This window comes from Shewanella sp. 5S214 (genome assembly GCF_041439795.1).
GTDB classification, from domain to species: Bacteria; Pseudomonadota; Gammaproteobacteria; order Enterobacterales; family Shewanellaceae; genus Shewanella; species Shewanella vesiculosa.
This window is the reverse complement of the sequence record NZ_JBGOOV010000003.1, coordinates 94,006-117,731: the sequence shown is the minus strand read 5'-3', so window position 1 is coordinate 117,731 and position 23,726 is coordinate 94,006. Positions and strand designations below refer to the sequence as shown.

The following is a 23,726-nucleotide window of genomic DNA, read 5'->3' as shown; positions in this document are numbered from 1 at the left end:
GGTTAAGTTAAACACTTATCCTTGATGGCCTTTGTTAAATAAGTCAAAACTAAAATTAACCAATATAATGGCCTCCCCCATTGAGCAACACCCATCGCTCTGGCAAAATGCCCTCTATGCTCACAGCTCTTAACCCCTGAGAATCCTTAATGGAATTACTAAATATTGAATGTCTAGGTAAACGTTTGCGACTAGAAGGCTCGATTGCGGGCTGGCAGCAACTTTATTGGGACAATCAGCTAGTATCACAAAAGTCTGCCAGTGCCGCCGACCAAGCCTTTCACATCCATTCATTTGAACTGACCAGGCAAACATCTATCGCGACTGAAACCGAAAATACAAGCGCGAATCTAAGTGTCACGCCACTCCCAGTACGATTAGAAATCGATGTTAACTGGCAACCATTTCAACTTGATTATTGTTTGTTAATTGATGATGAGTCCATTACTCAAGGACAACGTACAGTTAAAGATATTGAGCGTCAAACACCTGAAGTTGCCGTGGTAAAAAACCAAAAAATCAGTGTTGTAGGCCTTGCCTCACTAGGTTTTAAACTGCTAAAAAGCGCTAAGGTAGTTAAGGTTCTTTTGCCGGAGCCAGTGTTGCCGCCTATTCTTGGCTATTTTCATTTCAATTTGCCTTAGCCCTTATCGGTTGCTTAGTGTTTCATGAATATGGTCATATTCGAGCGATGAAACATTTCGGCATGAAAACCAAAGGGATCTATTTAATCCCTTTTGTTGGCGGTTTAGCCTTGAGCGATGAGCGGATCAACACCCGTTGGCAAGACGTGTATATTTCAATAATGGGCCCCACTTTTGGGCTGATTTTATCGATTATCTGTGTCGGACTTTATTGGATAACAGGTAATGTATTCTTTGCCGGATTAGCGGCATTTAATGCTCTGCTGAACCTGTTTAACTTATTGCCTATTTTACCTCTCGATGGCGGACATATATTAAAAAGCATTAGCTTTTCGATGAACAGCTTGATTGGCCTCATCGCCTGCATTTTAGGCGCGGCCATAGGCGTCTTCATTAGCTACAGCTTAGGCTTGGCTTTACTCGGTTTTTTATTGCTGATTGGCAGTGTCGAGATTATCTTTGAGTGGCGCGGACGACATCAGAGCCACTTATTACCTTTAGATCGCTATGGACAGATTTTCTCTACTGTATGGTATTTGCTCACAGTGGCAGGTTTAGTGGGCATTATTTGGTACTTTGCAGGCTCTGGCGATGAAATGTTAGCTATTCCATTGCAAATTCTGGGTAGTTAGTCCTATTGCCTGAATGCCAATAAAACCTAGTCTGATGACTGACCACATAAAAACGCCTGCATATTGCAGGCGTTTTTATTTGAATCTCTCTGTTTATTATACTGAGGGTAAAGCAAATACCTTGGTCATGACTTTATACAACTCAGTACCTTGATGAACTGAGGCGGAGGCAAAATGTAAAATCGGCACGCAATCCATGGGCAAACTAATCGCTTGAAAAGCCTGATCAGTGCCATAAAGGTCAATACGTAAAATGTTGACCAATGGCTGCCCTGCAGCTAATGGCTCACCGACTACAGCACAATATTCAATCAAGCCCGCTTTAGGTGCATGAAACTTTTTATAATCTCGTAAATAACAAGCAAATCGCGCCATTTTTGCTGGGCTAACGTTCTCAGCTATCACCCCGCGATAGCTTAAATAAGCCAATATACCTTTAGCATCCACGAGTGCGTCATCAAGATCAATGCGTTCTTGGCTGGCAAGCTCTAAGGTAAATGCCGACACGGGTACCGAAAAATCTCGGCCCTGGCTCACTGCATATTGAGTTAATTGCCACCATGGACAAAATGTTGCTTCATCCATCGCGCCACCAAAACTATTGGGGATAACGAGGGTATAGGGTATTGAAAAATATCTCGCGGCATCGATATCATACTCAGGACAATAAAGATGTTTACACGACTTAGGGCCAGTATGTAAATCAAGCACTATGTCGGCTTGGTGAGCCATGGTCTGTAAATTTACCGCCAGACGATGACCTGTTGAGATCCCAAAAGGTTGCGCTAAGCGCTTTTGGCATGCTTCCACTAACATCGAGCGATAAGCCTGAAACAAAGCGTTATCGGTTAAATGTTGGTGTTCGCGATACCAAGCTTGAACATCCACTTGGTGATCAACATACTCTCGATTCCAATTAACACCTGTAATAGGGTCAAATCGTCCTAAGGTAAACTCGCCACTCTTCTGATTAATTCCTAGCGGATTAGCTAATGGCGCAAAGGTAATATTACCTAACACCTGATAACCTTCCAACAAGGTCATCAGTTGATAAATTACTGCATTGCCCTGCACTTCTGCGCCATGAACATTGGCCTGAATATAGGCACTAGGCGCAGAACTCTCACTACCAATGAATGAATATAGCGGCACTGTCAATGCTTGCCCTGTCGCCAACTCCCCGACCTGAACAGACGATTGGATTGCTTTAGTCATCTCAACACTCAAACAGATTTTGATGTAAGGCATTAACCACTTGCGCCGCCTCAGATTCAGCCACCAACACACATAAATTATGTGGGCTAGCACCTTGACAAATCATCCGTACATTATGGTTTTCAAGCACTTTAAACACCCGGCTACAAATACCCGCCGTCGAGGCGATACGATTACCAATAATGGCGATTAAGGCTAAATTTTCTTCAACTCTGACACGACAATGCTGCGATAGCTCTTGTAATAACGATTCGCTTAATAATCCTTGCCCGCTTGAATCAGAACCCGTTTTATCCAGCGTTAGCGATACGTTTACTTCAGAAGTGGTGATTAAATCAACCGATATTTTATGCCTTGCTAAGGTTGCAAACGTTTCTGCTAAAAAGCCTTGAGCATGCAACATTTGTAAACTATGAAGATTCAATAAAGTTTGATCGCGGCGCAATGCAACGGCTCTAAAAACAGGGGTATCTTCCACTTGATGACGGATCCAAGTCCCCCCCATTTCAGGTGCTTTACTGGATCCTACAAACACCTGAATTTTTTGTCTAACGGCCGGTAAAATGGTCGCAGGATGCAATACTTTAGCGCCGAAGGTGGCCATCTCAGCCGCTTCATTAAAACTAATTTCTGCAATAGGGCGAGCATTAGGCGCAAGTCGAGGGTCAGTGGTATAAATTCCGGCAACATCAGTCCAAATTTCAACCGCTGTAGCACAGAGAGCTTCAGCAAGTAGAGCTGCTGAATAATCACTGCCTCCACGGCCTAATGTCGTGGTTTTACCACTGTCATCTGCGCCAATGAAACCTTGAGTGACAATGACATAACGGGCAAGTAACGGCTGTAAAAAATCACCTGACAATGTTGCTATAGCTTCAATTTGTGGTTCTGCACGGCCAAAATGACTGTCGGTACGTAACACTTGACGTACATCAAAATGATCGGATGCGGTGCCTTTTTCACGGATAACGGCTGAAAATAAAATCGAAGAACATTGCTCGCCCGTCGACAGTAATTCGTCCATCACCGCTTTGCTACGATCCAGCTCTAGCGATTCACTTAATACCGACATCCGGCTGAGAATTTTATCAATGCTGGCGGCCACGTCTTGAGGACGTCCTAATTCGTCTAGGATCGCATATTGAATTTTGGCGATTTGCTTAAGCAATATCAAACGACGTTCATCATTAACATTCGCTTGGGTTAACTCAACTAATAAGTTAGTCACACCACTGGAGGCGCTCACCACCACCAAACGAGTAGCAGGATTCGCCAAAACGATATCGGCACAACGACTCATAGAGGCATAGTCAGCCACTGACGTGCCACCAAATTTGGCAACCACTAATTCTGAGCGATGACTCTCAGGCGCAACATTATCTGGGGCAAGGTTCATACAGACGCCTCCGCAGTTTGCGAAAGACAACAAAATAAGATGTGATTTACTAACATGATATACGCCCCGAACACACTACGTTCGAAGAGCCTGGTGCTAAGATAACGCACCCTTATAGAAGGGAAACAGCAATCATCACCAGAAGCTCTCCACCAAAAAAATAGGTGACAATCGTTAGGATTCAGCCTAAACGACCGATATCAATGTTTGCCAAACAAACTGATACCTCGGCGCTAATCTCCATCATAAGTGGTCATTGGACTGGCATCCTCTCACTTACTACCTAGTTAACGCTCCTCTTCTGTTCCTCCCTAAGGAGGGAGTTGAAAATAGCAACAAATACCCTATCAAGTCAATCAGCAAAAACAGTAAAAAACACAGTTCTGCTAAAAATCGTGAATATTTGATAATTCAGGCACAGCAATAGCGGTTATATAATTGTTCTAAATTACGAAATAAAAGCCAATATCAAGCTAAAAAACATCATTAACGCAAAATGTCGAGACAATTGCCACTGTATTGTATCTTTTTATAGTGCAATGTGTTGTTTAACCGTTTAATTGCTTGAATAACTTATCACTCATCACGGATATGACCGCACTCTGGCAGTTCATACACCAAACGCAGTCGGTGATTGAACGCCCCCATAGCCACTTCCGGTTTAATGGTATCAAGACATGCAATCAAGGATATTAAACCTCTATTAACGTAATAAATGGCATATTGATTAAACTCGCGACCAAGCTCAACAGCCTGTTCTTTATCAATAAAAATAGCCCAGCTCTTTTCCATATGCGACAAATCAGGTGCCGCACCGACTAGTGCGCGATAGGGACGATTATATTGTTGGATTTTAGATTGAAGCTGGCGATCAAGTAAGCGATTTTGACTAGGAGAGAGCCTAGTGCCGAGGGGGTTATGAGCAGTAACAATTGCAAATGGGAAATCATCAGAAAGACGCTGAGTGAACAAAAAATGAGTTGTTTGATAGTCATCCCACAATGAATCTATAACATTTTTCATAGTAAATTTTCGTCAATTAAGCCAAAAATAGTCTATCAGATAGCTTAAATATCTAAAAGGTTTGAGATCTAGATCACAAGAATAATATTTAAAAATCATTAACTATTATAATGTTATCAACATTAATCTTTTATGTACTTCATTGGTATATTAATTTTTTAACATTTAATTTGTTAACAAATACCTAAAACGAGTATAATACCCTCTACTCATTAATAAATCACTTTAGCGAAGTTGGCTACATACACCTCAAAAGCTCAGCAAATATTGTTGAGAGTGTGATGATTTATTGATGTAAAGTTTACAGTCGTACTAAATTTGTTCTACATTTGATAAAACATTCATACGATTAAATAAGTTTGCGATAGAAGGAACTATCTTTCTAAATGGCATTCATAGTAAGTAAGCTTAGTTACAACAAATTTACACCACTTTTTACATCATCATGCTTTAAGTGCAAACGCACATCATAGTGTCATGATAATAAATAGACGCAAGCAGACTCAGTAACCAGCATTAACCGTTACGAAATAGAGTTTATAGAGAGTGTTTAATTCAGGGTAGACATAGATAAACACCAAAGAAATATCGGAATATTAGTGCATTAGCCCAAGCGCTTTTGCAACCTATTAGCACAAAGTGGCTAGAATCGAATTTTATAAAATCAGGTAAATATCATGCAAAATCCGCACATTTTAATTGTTGAAGATGAAGCTGTAACTCGTAATACATTGCGCAGTATTTTTGAAGCTGAAGGTTACGTTGTTACCGAAGCCAATGACGGTGCAGAAATGCATAAAGCGATGCAAGACAATAAGATAAACCTTGTTGTTATGGATATTAACTTACCCGGTAAAAATGGCTTGTTATTAGCACGTGAATTACGTGAAATTAATAACATCGGCCTTATTTTCTTAACGGGTCGTGACAACGAAGTTGATAAAATTCTTGGACTTGAAATTGGTGCAGATGACTACATCACTAAACCATTCAATCCTCGTGAATTAACCATCCGTGCTCGCAACTTGTTAACCCGCGTAAATAACGCTGCAGCAGAAACCGAAGAAAAAGGTTCTGTTGAGTTTTATCGCTTTAATGGCTGGAGCTTAGAAATCAACAGCCGTTCTTTGGTTAACCCACAAGGTGAAGCTTACAAGTTACCACGCAGTGAATTCCGTGCAATGCTTCACTTTGTTGAAAACCCAGGTAAGATTTTAACCCGTGCTGACTTATTGTTAAAAATGACTGGCCGTGAATTAAAGCCACATGACCGCACTGTTGACGTGACAATCCGTCGTATCCGTAAGCATTTTGAAAGCTTACCTGATACGCCAGAAATCATCGCAACAATCCACGGTGAAGGCTATCGTTTTTGTGGTGACTTAGAAGCGTAATATTGTTAAGTTTACACAATAAAAAAACCAGGTTAATCACCTGGTTTTTTTATGTTTATTTTTTAGCAAATGAAATAATAGTCAGCGAAACGATTATTTCAACTGTTGATCTAAAAACGCTGCTAATGTTTTATATAAATGATTTCGGACTTTCTCGCCGCGCATAGAGTGCTTTGACCCAGGATAATCCATCATTTGGAACAATTTACCTTCATCCTGTAATGCTTTATAGACTCGGGTACTATTTTCAAACAAGACATTGTCATCTGCCATGCCGTGATACATCAATAAACCCGACTGATAATTTTTCACATAAGGTAGAATACTACTGGCATCGTAACCGAGTTGGTTAGTTTCAGGGTTGCCCATATAACGCTCGGTATAATGAGTGTCATACAGACGCCAATCGGTTACTGGCGCACCCGATATCGCCGCTTTAAAATAATCTGGTGCCTTAAACTGACTCATTAACGCCATGTAACCACCGTAACTGTGACCATAAATAGCCACGTTGTCCCCATCAATAAAGGGTAAGCTTCGCAGATAATCAACACCTACCTTTTGATCGTTCACTTCGGCATCACCCATGTTTTGATAAATCACATGTTCAAATTGAGTACCTCGGTGCGCCGAACCACGGTTATCTAATTGAAATACCGCATAACCTTGCTGCAGTAAATATTGAGTAAAATAATCGGCTTCGCTCCAACTGTTAACCACTAACTGAGCATGCGGTCCACCATATACGCGCACCACAACCGGATACTGTTTAGCGGCATCAAAAGGTACTGGTTTAAACAATCGGTACTCGAGTGCTTGACCATCTTCAGCACTTAGTTGGCCAAACTCAGGCATTTGCCATAATCCGGCATAATCATAAAGCGGATGATTTTTATCAATCTCATTTTGCTCAACCCAAGCGAGTTGTTTGCCGCTATCGTTGTGTAAACTAATTTGTGGTGGTTGCTGCAAGCTACTAAAGTAATCTAAATAAATGGGTTTTTTATCCGCAAAAACCGCCTCATGCATACCCGATGCTTGGCTAATTCGCTCAATTGAATCAATGCCTTTATTAAGATTAACGCGGTATAAGTGACGCTCAACCACACTGTCTTTACGACCAGAAAAATACACCCACCCAGTAGCTTCATCAACAAATTCAAGTGCATCTACAGCCCAATCACCTTGGGTTAATTGTTTAAGCTGCTTACCGTGCAAGTCAAATAAGTACAGATGATTAAAACCATCACGTTCAGATCCCCAAATAAAGGCAGCTTGTTGCTTTAGAAAGTGCAGATCATTGTTTAAGTTAATCCACGCTTTACTGCGCTCTTCAATCACGGTTTCAGCTTGTTTCGGTGTACTTATCGAAGCAATGCGAAGATCGAGCGTTTGTTGATCGCGACTTTGCCATTGAAATGACACATGTTGGCTATCTGGCAACCAATCGACACGAGGTAAGTACATGTCTTTTTGTTTGCCTAAATCGATCCAGTTAATACTACGATCTTTTAAGCTCACAACGCCAAGTGCTATCTCAACATTGGCTTTACCTGCATAAGGATAACGCTGTTCAGTTAATTTAATCCCTTCGGCATATATTTCATTACGAGTGACTAACTCGACACCTGATTCATCAATGCGAGTAAAAGCAATCGCCGACTCATCTGGCGCCCACCAATAACCAGTCATGCGATCCATTTCTTCCTGGGCGACAAACTCTGCCATGGCATTTTTTATCGGGCCTTTACCGTCGGTGGTTAAAGCGATCACTTTTTGCGTCTGTAACGACAACACATATAAATTTTGATCGCGTACAAACGACACAAAGTGACCTTTTGGAGATAAACGAGCATCGGTAACAAAGCCTTCTCCGGTAGCTAATTCAGCGACTTTATTATTGGCAACATGATATAAATACAACTTACCTGCGGCAGGAATTAAAATACTTGCACTGTCTTGCGACCAAAAATACTCCATGATCCCTTGACCATAAATACGTTGACGCTCACGGCGGGCTTTTTCCTCATCAGACAGTTCTCCCCCTTCTAATTGATCTGCATTAATCAAGATGCTGCGTTTGCCGCTAGCAATATCCATTTGCCACAAATCATAAAAATGCTGATTATCTGCTCGGCTCGATAAATAGGTAACTCGCTTGCCGTCTGGGGATAGCGCTAATCCACGAGGGCTTGAACCCGCCAATGCGGGAGAGGCATGAATACGCTCAATAGTGAGTGGCGTAGTGTTACCTTTTATCGCCGTCAATGTTGCGGTAGTCGATGAGTTCATGATGCTGCCTTTAGCGGTTGCTGTTGCGGAAAAAACCGCGCTGGTAAAAAGGAATGGTACGGCAGACACTGCCGCTAAAGCATGATGCTTCCATGTTATTGTCATTATTATTAATCCTTGGGCAATTCAATCCGCCCACATTCTGCCTTAATTTACAGCAAAACCAAAACCCCAGATAACAATCGCTGAAATTAGCGTCATTGTGGGGTATGATTTGCATATAACTGATAAGAAAGAATTACCTCGACCTTAACTTCGCAAAATCTCATAGGAAAAATCATGCAGACTTTGGCACAAACCCTTAGCGCACAAGCCGTAAATACGTCTTTAGCACAATTACTGTTAACCTTAGCTGACACTTCAAAAGCCATTAGTGTTGCTGTTCGTCACGGTGCATTAGCCGGTGTTTTAGGCGCGACAGAACAAGAAAACATTCAAGGCGAAACTCAGAAAAAACTCGATGTTATCACTAATGACATGCTTAAAGATGCGCTAAAAACCGACGGTCACGTTCGTGGTTTAGCCTCTGAAGAAGAAGATTATGTGGTTGAAGTGAGTGCTAATGGAGAATATTTGGTGTGTTTTGATCCACTTGATGGTTCATCAAATATTGATATAAACTCATTGGTCGGTACCATTTTCTCTGTATTACCTGCACCAGACGGAGCCTTAAACGAGCAAAGTTTTTTACAGGCTGGTCGCAAGCAAGTGGCAGCCGGTTATGTGTTATATGGACCATCAACCATGATGGCGCTTACGACGGGTAATGGTACGCAGTTTTATACTTTAGCTCCCGACAGCCAAGAGTTTTTACTGACCGACGATAACGTACAAATCACTCCAGACACTGCGGAGTTTGCCATTAATATGTCAAACCAACGTTTTTGGGAAGCCCCAATGCAAACCTATATAGCCGACTTATTACTCGGTTCAATTGGTCCACGCGAGCAATCATTTAATATGCGTTGGATTGCCGCCATGGTAGGTGATGTGCATCGCGTATTATGCCGTGGTGGTATTTTTACTTACCCAACAGACAATAAAAACCCTGAAAAACCTTTTAAGTTACGCTTAATGTACGAGGCGAACCCAATGGCATTGCTCGTTGAGCAAGCGGGCGGCAAAGCTTCAACCGGCTACGAAACCATATTGGATATTGAGCCAACAGCCATTCATCAGCGTGTAGCGGTGATTTTAGGTAGCGCCAACGAAGTCGATACTTGCTTGAGCTACCACGGTATTGATTACAGCGAAGAACCATCAATCGACTAAATTGAGCCATTAAAAAAACCGCCTTTGGGCGGTTTTTTAGTCTGGGGCGCTAAGTAACCAAGTCCATCAGCATCAATCTTCTGAGTATGAGTATGAGTATGAGTATTAGATACTTACCATCGATAAAACCTTAAGTTCACCCCCTAAGTACGGAGAGAAAGAAGCATTTCTTTACAATAACTTAAATAACCTCTAAGTTAATTTATTCAATATTGATAATGGACTATAGCGATGCAGCAAGTCAGCTCATCGAATAAAAAGACATATATTGCAGCTATTGTAGTATTACTGCTTATCAGCCTAGGATGTTATGTCTATCTCACGTTAACTAAACCAGCATATTTACAAAATGGTACGGTTTTAGTGCTCCCTGTAAACATCACATCAGACAAGATTGAACCACTATGGAATCGCTATGCTGCGATGGATATGCTTATCCATCAACTCAATCTAGGGGTTAATTACCCCTTGCTGCAAACTGAGGATATTATCAATATCATCTCACTTATCTCTAGAAAGCACTCAGATAAAGCGGCCGATATTAAGCAAATTATGGCGATTTCTGGCGCAGTCTTGGTGATTGAATCAAGTATTAAAAGCACTAATAATCAATACCAATTAGCCTTTACATTACACCAACAACACAGTAGTGAAAGTGATGTCGTTAATGTAGCGAGCATAGAGCAAGCATTGCTCACTGCAGCCGAGTTGATTAATCAACAGGTCCATCCACAGCACAGTAAAATCACAGAGCAATTCGATTCACGTTTTAGCCCGCCACAACTAATTCACGCAATAGCTCTGATGCAAGGTGGTGATAGCGTCGCAGCAGAGGAGCAATTATCTGCGCTGATAGATACTGCGCCCGATAACTTAGTCGCTCAGCGCCTACTTGCCATGATTCAATTACAGCGACATCAATATCAACGACTGAATAGCACATTGACTGCCGCAATCGTTGAAGCTTCTCGCCAAAAAGATGAACGAGAGCTGGCCAGGTTCAGATTACTCTTAGCCCAAAGTTACACTGAAACCAATAAGATAGAACACGCACTAAGCGTGCTTAGTATCGCCAAAACTAATGCTGCAAAAGTGCAAGACTGGCTAACGCTGGGTTATATATCACAGCTTGCTGGTGTGATAAATCAGCGCATCGGCCGTAATGCTGATGCCAGAGAGCAATTTAAAAAAGCCATTGAATATCATAAAATGATGGGCTACCCCGTGGGGCAAACACAAGCGCTCAACGATTTAGCGGAATTAGAAATGGTTGAACATAACTACCCGCAAGCTTATCGATATATTAATCGCTCTTATGAACTGGTTGCGCATCGCCGTTTAGATGATTTAGAAACATCTACATTAAAGATTATGTCTAAAATTGAAAATAAAATGCAGCATAGATAAGGTCTTATAGTATCGCTAACCATTCTAGCCATAGGTTTGAATAGAAAATCCCAACGATACAATCCTCAGCACATCGTTTGCGTAAAAACATTAAACATAAAAATGGCCTGCTTGTGCAGGCCATGTTTATCAACAACTAAATCACCATGATGATCACTCGATTATGGCTATGCTTCTTCAGCAGCTTTTGCCGCCTCAAGCTGATGTACTTGCTCAGTTTGATCGACAATAGTTAATACCGCAGTATCACCCACCACGTTACATGATGTCAGCACCATATCAATAATACGATCCAATGCAGCCACAATAACAAATGCCTCTGTTGGTAAACCTAATTGATAAATCAACACCCCAATCATCACCATGCCGCCGCCAGGAACGCCACCCGCACCTACTGACAATAAAAACACGCTAAACAGTAACGACGGGATTTGCTCATTGCTGATAGGCATCCCAAAGGCATTAGCAACGAAGAAAATCGCAATAGTGATATAAATCGATACCCCACCCATATTCATAGTTGCACCAAGCGGTACACCAAAACCAGCAACTGCTTTACTCACCCCTAACTTGTCTGTCAGTGTGCGCATAGTGACTGGAATTGTCGCATTTGAACTGGCTGTTGATAGCGAAAATAAAATTTGCTCTTGGGTTTTCTCGCGAAAGGTTTTCGCTGAAACTGGGGTAAATAAACTGACAGAATAGGGATATACGATAAAAATCCATATCAACAACAATGTCAAAATAAGCACTAAATACTCGACAACACTAACAAAAATTTCAGGCTCTAAGGTTGCACCTAATTTAAACATCAGGGCAAATACACCGTACGGCGCTAAACTCATAACCACTGAAATTAAACGCATCATGATTTTATTGGCAGTTTGAAATCCTTTCACCGCACCTTCAACAGATGCGCCCATTGACTTGATCACGCCGCCCATTAATAGCGCCATAAATATCACTTGCAGCATATTGCCAGAGGTAAAAGCTGAAAAAGGATTATTTGGCACAATACTCACAATTAACGACATTAAATCTGGCAGTTCAGTCGCAGTAATATCCAGCGAGCCATTGCTCGACATATCCACGCCTTTACCAGGTTCAAATATCATAGCAACGGTAAAGGCAGCTAAAATAGCAATCACGGTATTAATAATATAAAAACCAAAGGTTTTACCGCCTAAACGACCAAAACTTTTTAAATCTTGTAATTCACACACACCACAAACAATACTCACAAACACCAGTGGCACGACTAGCATCATGATCATATTAACAAACATGGTGCCAACACCACTTGCCAGAGTCACTAATGTGCCACCAAAAAAAGCATTATCGGCTAATAAAAACTGCACAATACTGCCCAGCACAACCCCGAGAAATAGACCAATAAAGATCCGTGCAGAAAGTGATTTTGTCATATTTTTTCCCATTCGAAATGCAACATTAGTTGCTAATTATTATTAATATACCCAATCCTAGGCATTTTTTTTATTCGAGCGCAGTGATACTGAGACATAGACAAAGATAATTCAATCATCATCTGAACAAAGCTGACCACTTTTTACAGACTTCATATCGAAATAATTATAAATGCCATAATAAACATACGATTAGCCAATCAAAACATTAGTAAGTAAGGACATATTTATCGCAGAAAACCATTTATCATAACTTCAACACTGATTTATGCTGGCTCAAATGCCATAAATGGACAGTGCTTATAACCTCTAAAAGCGCAATAACGACAAGATGAGCTTTTTTGCCAGCATATGTTGTTGCTTAATACTGACATGATAGCGTGCCACCCAAGCCACTAATTGATCCCAATCTACTGCTAAGCCTTTGCTGCCATCAATGACATCAGAGGTCGATGAACTCGGCATAAGTCGATTGACTAAAGGCGATGGCTGTAACCCAAGGTATTCACCGGGGTTATTTTTAGCCGCGATAGTTTCATTGATATAAGCTAACTGACGCTGCTGCTTATAAAAATCTGTCGCTGAATTGATTTGCGGCAATGCCAGTAATGTTGCGGGTGCACTGAGGGCTAATTGAGGAACGACGAGGTGTTGGCAATGATCTAGGCTATGGGCAATCATTAACCCGGCGGGATCTAAATCGGTAAACGCAATCACTTGCACCTTGGCAGGATCAATCAAACCTAAGAAATGTTTGCGTCCAGCGGGGGAATAATGATGACTGCCGCGATACACCACCATGCACCGTTCCATAAGCTTAGTCATAGATTGATCAAACTGATACTGGAAAACGTTATCAAAACTGTCTAAGTTTTCCACCACCATAATGCAGTTAATGGCGAGCTGTTCGCAAAGGTTAACGGCACGATCAACCTTAAGTCTTAGTGCGCAATCATGCTCGGCCAATAGGCCTTGGCATAACGGTGGGGCTAACTTTAGCAGCAGATAGTCGGCTTCTGGCGCAATATTGGCGTATTTCTCATTCGCGCTTTGCTGCGACATTTGTTGGCGTGTCACATCAAAGTCTAGCGCTAGAATATCTAGGCCGGTATCGATTTGTGCCATTTGTCGCAGTAACAGATGATCGTTAACGCTTAAGTACAATTGCTTTTGGGCGCCGTCGGTTTCACCTATTTGCCATAGACGATAAACATGTTGCCAACCGGCATTAAATGGCACTCGCGGCAATCGTTGTTTTGCTGCGCGAGCCAACATTTGCAAGTGATGTTTACTGATACTCGCCATCTAGACTCTTCATCTTTTATATTGATCGTTTCAGTTTATTACACGTTAACAATATTGATCGCCGACAAGCTTAATGGCCAACGAAATGACCCCAAGGTTACGCTAACCAAAGTTCAACATCGTGAATGACAAAGTTGCCACTATATACCGGGTCAGGCTTTCCTATAGGTTCAAGCTCAAAGTAATTCTTATGCTCATCAGCTAAGCCTTCATAGCCACCAATCACCTGATATAGCCAACTTTCTGCATCCCACTGCAATTGTTTCTCTGTAAGGTAACTGAGCGCCGATTGACGCAGACCTGAATCAATCACTTCACAGAAATACTCATCAACAGCAATTTTCAGTGGGTTTTCAGGGATATCAAAATCTTCACTGTCACCCATTTCAAAGGTCACGTTGTGTTCACGCAGCATGGCCGGTAATGAATCACGGCTGATGGCTTTCACTTGCGCGACCAAACTCATTAGCTCAAGTTCATGATGCGGATTAGCAACATCAACACTCGCGGGGGCTATCAAGGCTTCAGCGCAGTTGAACAATACAGGTACTGTTTTATGCACCACATGGTTTTCAGGTTGATAATCTGGATGCATGCTGGTGTGTAATAACCAGCCTTTTAGTAATCTGGTGCGTCCTTGTATTTGTCTAAACCGGCCCAATAGCTCGTACAATCGCGCTTGCACAATGCTTAATTCCTGGGTGCATTGACTTAAGGTTTCTTGCAAGCTCGTCATTAGTAAGCGGCGCAGTTCGCGGATATCACCAGCAATTTCACCTAGCTCGCTAAATTGGAACATGTCTAAACCATTGAGCAGTTCTGATACTTGGCTTTGAGCTAATTCGTTTTCGCGAATTTTCGCGCTTATGGTGCCTACATAGCCAAATTCATTATTAATGCGGCTCCACAACACCCGGATTGAATAACGTAAACTGTCGGTAAAACTGTACACATGCTCATTTAAATCAGCTAAATAGGCTTCCGCTGCGCTAAAATCAACATCGCGGCGCGCTTCTTTATAGTGATCGGCTAAGGTTTTTATCGTTGCGAGCGCCGAACCGACGTTAGCATCAATTTGTCTGTTGCGCTCATCGCTTAAAGCTTCTTCCAATAATGCCCGCACTGAACGCTTTAAGCGCAGTTCTTGATCGGGCTCAGGGCGCCATAAAATGCCACTTTTTCTTAATTTTTCAATAACGCCACTATCATGGGCAGTATCGCTAATCGACCCCGCTAAATAGGCATCCATAATGACGTCGGCATGCCGCCCAAGTTGTTTGAGCAGCTTTACCCCAGCTTGGTGTAAGTTGCTGCTCATATAAGATCCCTTTGGGTCGCGGTTTCGGCTTGAGCCTCAAGACTTAAGCCTTCGGTTTCATCAATAAAACGGATCACTTCGTACAAATAATCGAGTTTACCCGTGGCGATATAAATCTGTTTTTCACTATTGGGTTTGGTTAAATAACCCAGCTCCACTAACCGCTTAAACACCAACTTAATTTGGCCATCAACGTTAGTACTGCTTGAACCAAATAATCGATAATGGCTCAACTTAGTCAGCTGTTCTCTGAAGGCTGGCGTGTCTTCAATCCGTGCTTGTAAGTCGGTTAAGCGAATAGGGGCACCTTCGCTTAAAGGCGCATCTTGACCACTGGCTTCTTGCACCAGAACTAACCATTCCACCAGTGGGATCAGCGCGGCGCAAATATCTTTAAACTGCGACGAAATCACTTTACGTTCCACTTCGCCCAGCTGCAAATAGCCGCAAAAAAACACTTCGCCTTCACCAGCGCTGGCAACGGTACGATTAATTTGATTCAGATAGGTTTCAACTCGGTCACGAGTACTATTATTCTTTAGGGCGCGCCAGCCGTCTTCGTTAGTCACACGGCAAACAAATTCACCGCGCAGCAGTTGCTCAATTAACGCACCAGTACCTACTAAGGTTGTTTCAGTCGAATCTGACATTAGATGTGCTCCTTAGCAGTTTCAGTCATGCTGGTGTCGGTATGGGTCATTTCAGCATTCCGTTGTGATAAACGTGCCGCTAATGGGTTGGCTTTTGGCTTCACCACTTGCAATTTTTTAGTTTGTTTATTAATGATATAACGGTTAGCAAATAGATTTAACACTTCAGATTCTGGGTTCGGAAATGCGCCTAATACACTAATATTATTGTTTTCACAGGCATCGAAAATTTTCTTCACGTTGGTGTGATGCAAAGTGCCTAACTCATCGATGGGCCAATGAATGGTCACATTGGCTTTGCCACGTAATAAACGAGTAAACGCTAATAAGAATTTACATAAAATTAGGTAGGCCATACCATGACTAGACGATTCGTTTAATTGGCGATCGGTACGAATAATTAAGTCGCTGTTACCTTCTTTTAAACGTAATTCGATTTCGAGTAATTTGGCTATGCCGCCAGTTAATGCTGCGCGACCAATAATGTCTAAAGCGCGGCGCATTGAGTTAGTGTAGTGCTCGTCTGGTAGCTGACTAAAACCGTCTGCCTTCCACGCTTTAAAGGCTTTAACAAACACTTCAAGTTCGGGCCAAAATTCAAGTTCACTAATGCGCGAGCGAATACGGACCGCAGACTCTGATACGCCATCAAGAAATAACTCCTCGCCCACTTCACGGGTAATGCGCGCGCTTTGGCTGGCAATACGGCGATCGATATCAGTTAACACATCATAAAACGCGGTTAAGTCGATACCAAAAATTCGTCCTTGCTCACGAATCGCCATTAACGATTGCGGCACCATCACATTCAGTAGCTGTTCAAGCTGTGGCACCAACTTACGGTAGTCAAGTAAACGAATGCCTTTATCGTTGACAAAGCTCGACTCATCGCGGGCTCGTTCCCAAAACTCGGCTAAACTTGAACCTGATTTACTGGCAATAACCGAATCAAAGTGCTCAACATATTGCTTCACTGAACCCATTAAATAGTCGCGTTTTAGCAATAAATCTTCGCCTTGACGCAAACGTTCACCAATACCGCCGGTCGCTTCATCATTGTTGCCGGGCAGTTTAAGCTCTGCGAGTTTGCGCATCACTGCACGCAGTTTAGTGAGGTTTTCAGAGGCCTCAACTTGGGCAGCATCACAAGCTTTACGGTCGGTTTCTAGGCTGTCACGACGTTGCTTAATTTCTGTGGTTTTCGCTTTTAATTGTTGCTCTAATTCCAGCGTAGCACGCTTAACATCAGCTAATTGAGTTTGCAATTTTGGCTTACGCACCAACCAAGTGTGCTGATACCAATCATCAAAACGCAGCACATCACTGCGACGTTGTTCAGCATGACTAATTTTGGCTTCAAGATCGCGTATTTGCTTTTTAAGCGCCAAAATCGTGCCTTCATCAACTCCACGTGACTTAAGCTCGTTTTTGTACCAGGTTTCACCGGCCTTTTGTTCGGTTTTAGCATTAGCGCGGCGTTGTTCAATATTGGCTTTAATTTGCCCCAATTGATTATCAATGGCGCCGACCACTTCTTGCCAATAAGCATTTTTTTCCATACGCGCTTCCAGCGCCTGCTCTTTTTGCTCTGTTAACCAACCAAGATGCTGATTATGAAGTTGCTTAAGCTCATGCTCAAGCTGCACTAATCTTTTGCTCGAATCTGCTTTGCGATCGGTTACTGCTTGATTAATTTTTTGTTGTTCGTTACGTTTTTCATCAAATAAACGGCGCAAGTCTTCACGACTATTTTTATAGGCTGTGCGAGCAAAGGTCAGCTCACGGGTAATACTATCGAGCGCTGCATTCATGGCAACCAGCTGATCTTCCGCTTCTGCATGCATTTCTTGAGCGCTTTGCAATGCGTCTTCTGCTTTGGCTAAGCGAATACGTAAATCTTGCTCTGTTGCGGCATACTCGGGAACATCAATCGCTTTGAGGTCGAGATTCACCCCGAAGAGGGCTTCACTGCTGTCTTGGGTTAGGCTTGGGTGTAAGTCACTGCGATGCAACAACTCTGGAGCGATAACCTTACCAAAGGTGTGCTCCCAACCGTGGGCTTCTTTTCGCAAAAATTCCAATAGTGTATGCGACTGCGGGAACAACATATGGTGCAGTTCTTCTTTGGCATTTTCTCTGTCGCTGACACGAATGGTGGCAATGCGCAGCGCTTCATTCGCTTGATCGCGTTTGGCCCGTTGTTTACGTTCTTCAGTGGTTAAGCGATCGACCTTTTGATTGCAGGTTTCTTGTTCTTCGTCGGCCAAACTAATACGCTCATCAAAAATGGCTAGGCGCATTTTTTCATCTTCGGTATAAGTCACACCATCCACTTGATGTTTGAGCTCGGCAGCAGTTAATTTGAGTTGATATTCTTGTTCGCTGAATGTTGCTTTACCCACATCGGTTTGTTCACGCCATTGCAGTTCTAACTTAGCAAGGTCGTCATTGGCGAGTTCGCGCTGCTTATCGCGGGCTTCACGTTGAGCGTCTTGTTCAAGATGTAAGACTTCAAGTTCACGATGTAATTGCTCAGCAATTTTACTGCGACGTGCATTAAAAGCCGCTTCGATGTCTTGGTGTTTTTCGGTTTGTAATTTATGACGTTCGTTAAGATTTTCAACATCACTGCGCCAATTCGGCAAATTATCAAGGTCTGCTTTGGCTTGTTCAATATCGGCATCTAAAAAAGCGGCGTGCTGATCTTCAATGGCATTGAGTTCATCTTCAAACTTACCAGAATCGCCTTTTGCTGCTGATAATTCTTGGTTTAGCTCATCACGAACATCTTTCCACTCTTCATCTAACAAGCGCAAGTTGAGGTTTAACTCTTTGCCATGAGTTTGATTACGGTCTTGGCGCTCAGACTCTAAGGTTTCATCAGCGCGATAACCGCGCGATAAACTGGCCAAGCGTAGCTCGGCACTTAATAACTGATTAAATTCTTGTTCGAGCTTGTCATATTCTGGGCGGATTTGCTCAAAACCTTGCACCAGCTGGCTTTCACGGATCCAGGTTTCTACTCGCTGCGGATTGAGTCTAGAAGTCGGCGGGTTAACACCATCTTCCTCTAAAATGGCTGCGATCATTGATTTAACCGTTTCCATCTTGCCCTCTTTCGAGTGCACTGCTTTGGCGAGTTTTTCGATATGACGCAAGCTATGGTCGCCGTCACACAAGGAGAACTGACGCGCATAAGTGCGCAACTCATTGCGGTTACTGCCGGTGTTCAGCAAGCTGCGATCGTTTTGAATGATCGCGCGAAACTCGCGGGTATTTAACAAGTTAGTATGAGCAACTCCATCACGTTTTACTTCACGGCCAAGCTCTGCCATTGAATGACAAATAATGGTGTCGCCATTACGTGACTTAATGTAATGATCTAACTCAAAACCGCGGGCTATAAAGCGGTAGTTAACCCCTTTACCATCACCTGCTGAGGCTAAAACAGCTTGATAAAGTAAGCCATCATCTTTTTGATATTCATAGATAATGTAGCTTGAATCATGGGGTAAATACCAACGCTCAAAACTGTCACGCGTTGAAGGCACCACTCGGCTTGGATATTCGCCATAAAATACCGGCACCAGACGTTGTAAGGTTGTTTTACCCGAGGCATTGGTACCGCAAATATTGGTGTGACCACTTAATAACAGTTCGACCACACCCGGTAGGTGGGTATTAATTAACACGATTCTAATCAAGCTTGGCATGATAATCCTTTTCCAAACAGCTCACATTGCAGTGACTAAAAAGCAAAATACGGATGAAAAAATAACGTCTGTTTTTTCAATGTCAATAAAGTAAAACAAACGCGGCCTAGAGGCAATTTTCACCCACAAAAATTGGCTTTATAATACGCTAAATAATTCAAAAATGGCGGCTAACAATGCAGCAAACAAGCAGAAACGGTTTATGTCGCATAAATGTGCTCAAGTTTGGGGGTAAATAAGATCTTTTTTCGCTGCAATAAAGCAAAAAACGCAGCGATTTCTCTCTGCGTTTTTTGTTATGCGGTACTAAAATTTATCTGAGCATTTTATATTAAGATTAACGTTACAATTTAAATTGTGAGGTCGCATGGCTAAGCTCATTAGCAAACCCATCTAATCCTTCTGAAATCCCCTGCACTTGTGCAAGAATACCCAGTGTTTGATCAAATGAAGCATTCATTTCAACTACGTTATTGGCAACATGTGCAGCAACTAAAGACTGCTGTTCTGTAGCTGCTGCTATATGGGTATTCATACTGTTAATACTGACAATTTTAGATTGAATTGAACTTAATGCTGCACCGGTATCTTTGGCATAACGCTCGTTTTCTGATGACTTAGCAATGGCCACATCCATGGTGCTAACCGATGATTCAGCCGCTACTTTAAGCTTTTCTAATACGCCACGGATCTCTTTAGTCGCGTCGGCAGTTTTAGACGCCAGTGCACGAACTTCATCAGCAACCACGGCAAAGCCTCGTCCATGTTCTCCCGCTCTGGCGGCTTCAATGGCAGCGTTTAACGCGAGCAAGTTGGTCTGTTCTGCAATAGAGGTAATCACGTTCAAAATAGAGCCAACACTTTCGGTATCTTTGGCTAACTCATTGATAGAATTTGATGCGAGTTCAATACCTGAATTAAGTTCTTGTGAAATTCTCACCGTGCGCTGCACTACCGCTAAACCTTCCGTTGCCTCACGTTCAGCAACTTGTGCAGCTTCAGCCGCTTGTTGGGCACTGTGTGAAATATCATTGACCGAATGACGCATTTCTTCCATCGACATATGCACAGTTTTAGCATCGTGACTTTGTTGCTTAGTCGCTTTAGTTGCAACCGCCATGCGCTCTTTTAGCGATGATGCACTGTCTAGCAATGGTTTAGTCACACTCACAACGCTTTGAATTGACTCAGCAAGTAAGCGTAAAAATCGATTAAAGTTGCTTGATACCTGCCCTAATTCATCAGTCCCGACAACCGTCAGTTGGTGACGTAAATTGCCTTTACCGTCAGCTAATTCACCTAATGAGTTGGCCACATCACCCGCAGCGCCGCTAATGGCACGCGCAATTGAAATAGTTGAAAGAGCCATAAAGACCAACAATGCGACCCCTATGCCCAATGACAGGTATAAACTCTGTTCAGAGCGGTCACCCGCTTCTTTAATAGTAGAGCTAAACTCTGCCACTTTATCGGCCTTATAAGCCGTGATCCCATTCGTTAAGCTTTCGAATATTTTGGCTTTTTTCTGACTAATTTGCCCCACATCAGCCATATCAATAGTACCGTCTAGCATTCCTCTAGCCAGTGACAGTGTCATGGTATTGTATTCGTCTAGGCTGTTAGATAATTGCGATAACAATGCACTTTCGGGCTGATCAATAGTTGATAGATTGGTTAAGTTATCTTTGAGTGAAGAAAAGGTTTTCATGGCGTTCCCGAGCAAATCTTCATCGGCAAAGGATACTGATTGGGTATACAACTCATCTAATCGTTGGACAAATATGACATTTTGATTTGCAAGCTCAACACGCTGTGCAACTTTGGTCTCCATGAAAGATAATGTGTCACGGTTTTTATTAATCGCAACGGTGCTGATGCCAAGGTTAACGGCAAAAATAATCACTGATAAGACAAAAATCAGTCCTACCTTTTTAAAGATCGACATGTTACTAAACCAATTCATATTTCGCCCCTAAGCGATAATCAAATGAAGATAAAGCAAACGTAAAACTTCTTAATGCAGCGACCAAAATATTGTTATTAAGGCTATTGATGCCTGTGCTCGCTCCTTGAGTTTGTATGTGCTGTAAAAATACCGCTTAACGCTATTCTTTAGTCAATTAACTATATGTTTTATTGTTATAAGCATCTTTGATAATAAGAGCATAATTTTATTTAATCTTAACCAAGTATAAATTTTTGTTGCTGTAAATCACGAAGTTTTCAATGTATATCGGTGTAAATCAATATCGGCCTAACATCAATATACTTGAAATTTTTCTAATATATCAATTTGTTTGTGCTTATTTATAGACGGTTAATCCACTCACTTAAAGACTATAAATCAATATAACAACAAAAAACCCGCAAAAGCGGGCTGTTTTTGGTTCATTGAGGCGATTACAGCACCTCATTAAATGGCTATTGCAACATTTTATGCAGCTTGAACATCGGCTTCTTCTGAATGTCTTATTAAATAATCAAATGCTCCCAATGATGCTGTGGCGCCGCTACCCATGGCAATAATGATTTGCTTAAAGGGGATATTAGTGACATCACCCGCAGCAAATACACCAGGAATAGATGTTTGACCACGCTCATCGACAATAATTTCACCGCGAGGAGTCATATCAACCACACCTTTTAACCACTCGGTATTAGGCACTAAACCAATTTGTACAAAGATACCGGCTAAGGTTACGGTATGACTTTCACCACTGGCGCGATCGGTGTAAACCAAACTGGTTACACGAGTACCATCACCTTTAACTTCCGTGGTCATGGCTTGGGTAATTATCGTAATATTCCCCATTGATTTAGCCTTACGCTGTAGCACTTCATCGGCACGTAATTTACTGTCAAACTCAAGTACAGTGACGTGTTCGACAATGTTTGCTAGATCAATAGCCGCTTCAATACCTGAGTTACCGCCGCCAATAACCGCAACTCGCTTACCTTTAAATAACGGACCGTCACAGTGTGGGCAATACGCTACGCCTTTATTACGATACTCTTGTTCACCAGGGACATTCATTTCTCTCCAACGTGCACCGGTTGCTAAGATAATCGTTTTACTGCTTAAGGTGGCTCCACTTTCAAGCGTCACATTAAGCAGACCGTTTTTAGCTAAACTCAACGCACGTTGGTTTTGCATAATATCGACGTCATAATCTTTAACATGAGCTTCAAGGTTCGCCACCAGTTTTGGACCTTCGGTTTTAGACACTGAAATAAAGTTTTCAATACCGACCGTCTCGGCCACTTGGCCACCAAACTTTTCAGCAACAATGCCGGTATTTAACCCTTTACGAGCTGAATAAATTGCCGCGGCTGCGCCTGCCGGGCCGCCGCCAACCACTAACATATCAAAAACTGATTTTTGGTTTAATTGTTCGGCTTGTCTGCTAGCGGCATTTTTATCTAACTTATTCAGTACTTCAACAACGCTAATGGCGCCCACAGAGAAGGCTTCGCCGTTCAAAAATACTGATGGCACTGACATGATATTGCGATCGCTCACTTCCTGTTGGAAAAGCGCACCGTCAATCATCACGTTAGTAATATTGGGGTTAATTGCTGCCATCATATTAAGTGCTTGGATCACTTCTGGACAGGTTTGGCAACTTAACGAAATATAGGTTTCAAAATGAAATTCACCAGGTAATTGACGGATTTGCTCAATGATATCCGCATCCAACTTAATCGGATGGCCGCCGCTGTGTAATAACGCTAACACCAGTGAGGTAAATTCATGGCCCATTGGCAATCCAGCAAAGGTTATGTTGGTTGCAGCTTGTGGGTTAATCACACTCATGCTTGGTGTGCGCTTGCCTTGCTGATACGTGACTGAAACTAAGTCTGATGAGTCAACAATGTCTTGGGCTAGGCTGGTTAATTCTTTACCTTTGTTTGAGTCATCTGCAGATACGACAAGTTCAACTGGGCGCTTGAGGTTTTGCAGATAGGTTTTCAGTTGATTTTTTACATTCGCATCTAACATAACAACTCCTAAAAATGGGAAATAATCGATGAATTTACAAG

Annotated in this window: 14 protein-coding genes, 1 pseudogene and 1 riboswitch; of the genes and pseudogenes, 4 read left to right on the top strand and 11 right to left on the bottom strand. The window is 42.3% G+C overall.

Annotated elements, in window-relative coordinates:
* The first annotated feature begins 149 nt into the window (after positions 1 to 149).
* Positions 150 to 1,276, top strand: a pseudogene (locus ACED29_RS02845) (site-2 protease family protein).
* Positions 1,277 to 1,372: 96 nt separating this feature from the next.
* Here the strand turns inward: ACED29_RS02845 and ACED29_RS02840 are convergent.
* From ACED29_RS02840 to ACED29_RS02830, 3 genes are all read right to left on the bottom strand, one after another.
* A complete protein-coding gene (locus ACED29_RS02840; protein ID WP_371696986.1) occupies positions 1,373 to 2,491 on the bottom strand; it encodes a succinylglutamate desuccinylase/aspartoacylase family protein in 1,119 nt (372 codons plus the stop codon).
* Between the two features lies 1 nt (position 2,492).
* Entirely contained in the window at positions 2,493 to 3,887 is a 1,395-nt protein-coding gene (gene lysC / locus ACED29_RS02835) for a lysine-sensitive aspartokinase 3 (RefSeq protein ID WP_124017309.1), read from the bottom strand.
* 134 nt (positions 3,888 to 4,021) lie between these two features.
* Positions 4,022 to 4,196, bottom strand: a riboswitch (Lysine riboswitch).
* Positions 4,197 to 4,463: 267 nt separating this feature from the next.
* Complete coding sequence (locus ACED29_RS02830) at positions 4,464 to 4,910, bottom strand: DUF3293 domain-containing protein (protein ID WP_124017308.1); 447 nt, start codon at positions 4,908 to 4,910, stop codon at positions 4,464 to 4,466.
* A 677-nt stretch (positions 4,911 to 5,587) separates the two neighbouring features.
* On the opposite strand from ACED29_RS02830, the gene arcA reads away from it, so the two are divergent.
* Positions 5,588 to 6,304 (top strand): two-component system response regulator ArcA, encoded by a 717-nt coding sequence (gene arcA / locus ACED29_RS02825; protein ID WP_124017307.1) that lies wholly within the window; start codon positions 5,588 to 5,590, stop codon positions 6,302 to 6,304.
* A gap of 93 nt (positions 6,305 to 6,397) precedes the next feature.
* Here the strand turns inward: arcA and ACED29_RS02820 are convergent, their stop codons facing one another.
* Positions 6,398 to 8,701, bottom strand: coding sequence for a DPP IV N-terminal domain-containing protein (locus tag ACED29_RS02820; RefSeq protein ID WP_371696985.1), 2,304 nt, complete (start codon positions 8,699 to 8,701; stop codon positions 6,398 to 6,400).
* Between the two features lie 174 nt (positions 8,702 to 8,875).
* Between ACED29_RS02820 and ACED29_RS02815 the strand changes: the two genes are divergently transcribed.
* Together ACED29_RS02815 and ACED29_RS02810 are read left to right on the top strand one after the other, a co-directional pair.
* On the top strand, positions 8,876 to 9,868 hold the full coding sequence (locus tag ACED29_RS02815; protein ID WP_124017305.1) for a class 1 fructose-bisphosphatase: 993 nt from the start codon (positions 8,876 to 8,878) through the stop codon (positions 9,866 to 9,868).
* Positions 9,869 to 10,099: 231 nt separating this feature from the next.
* A complete protein-coding gene (locus tag ACED29_RS02810) occupies positions 10,100 to 11,275 on the top strand; it encodes a tetratricopeptide repeat protein (protein WP_371696983.1) in 1,176 nt (391 codons plus the stop codon).
* Positions 11,276 to 11,442: 167 nt separating this feature from the next.
* On the opposite strand, the gene ACED29_RS02805 is transcribed toward ACED29_RS02810, so the two are convergent.
* The 7 genes from ACED29_RS02805 to ahpF form a co-directional block, all read right to left on the bottom strand.
* A complete protein-coding gene (locus ACED29_RS02805; RefSeq protein WP_371696982.1) occupies positions 11,443 to 12,699 on the bottom strand; it encodes a dicarboxylate/amino acid:cation symporter in 1,257 nt (418 codons plus the stop codon).
* 309 nt (positions 12,700 to 13,008) lie between these two features.
* Positions 13,009 to 14,004: a hypothetical protein gene (locus ACED29_RS02800; RefSeq protein ID WP_182698394.1), complete on the bottom strand. Its 996-nt coding sequence runs from the start codon at positions 14,002 to 14,004 to the stop codon at positions 13,009 to 13,011.
* A gap of 97 nt (positions 14,005 to 14,101) precedes the next feature.
* Entirely contained in the window at positions 14,102 to 15,322 is a 1,221-nt protein-coding gene (locus tag ACED29_RS02795; protein ID WP_124017301.1) for a phosphoenolpyruvate carboxylase, read from the bottom strand.
* Positions 15,319 to 15,972, bottom strand: a complete 654-nt coding sequence (locus ACED29_RS02790) for a hypothetical protein (protein WP_124017300.1) — start codon at positions 15,970 to 15,972, stop codon at positions 15,319 to 15,321. The genes ACED29_RS02795 and ACED29_RS02790 overlap by 4 nt, the downstream gene beginning before the upstream one ends.
* Positions 15,972 to 19,685: an ATP-binding protein gene (locus ACED29_RS02785; protein ID WP_371696980.1), complete on the bottom strand. Its 3,714-nt coding sequence runs from the start codon at positions 19,683 to 19,685 to the stop codon at positions 15,972 to 15,974. The genes ACED29_RS02790 and ACED29_RS02785 overlap by 1 nt, the downstream gene beginning before the upstream one ends.
* Before the next feature lie 343 nt (positions 19,686 to 20,028).
* Positions 20,029 to 21,648, bottom strand: coding sequence for a methyl-accepting chemotaxis protein (locus ACED29_RS02780; RefSeq protein ID WP_124017298.1), 1,620 nt, complete (start codon positions 21,646 to 21,648; stop codon positions 20,029 to 20,031).
* Positions 21,649 to 22,119: 471 nt separating this feature from the next.
* Positions 22,120 to 23,685, bottom strand: a complete 1,566-nt coding sequence (gene ahpF, locus ACED29_RS02775) for an alkyl hydroperoxide reductase subunit F (RefSeq protein WP_371696978.1) — start codon at positions 23,683 to 23,685, stop codon at positions 22,120 to 22,122.
* Between the last annotated feature and the right edge of the window lie 41 nt (positions 23,686 to 23,726).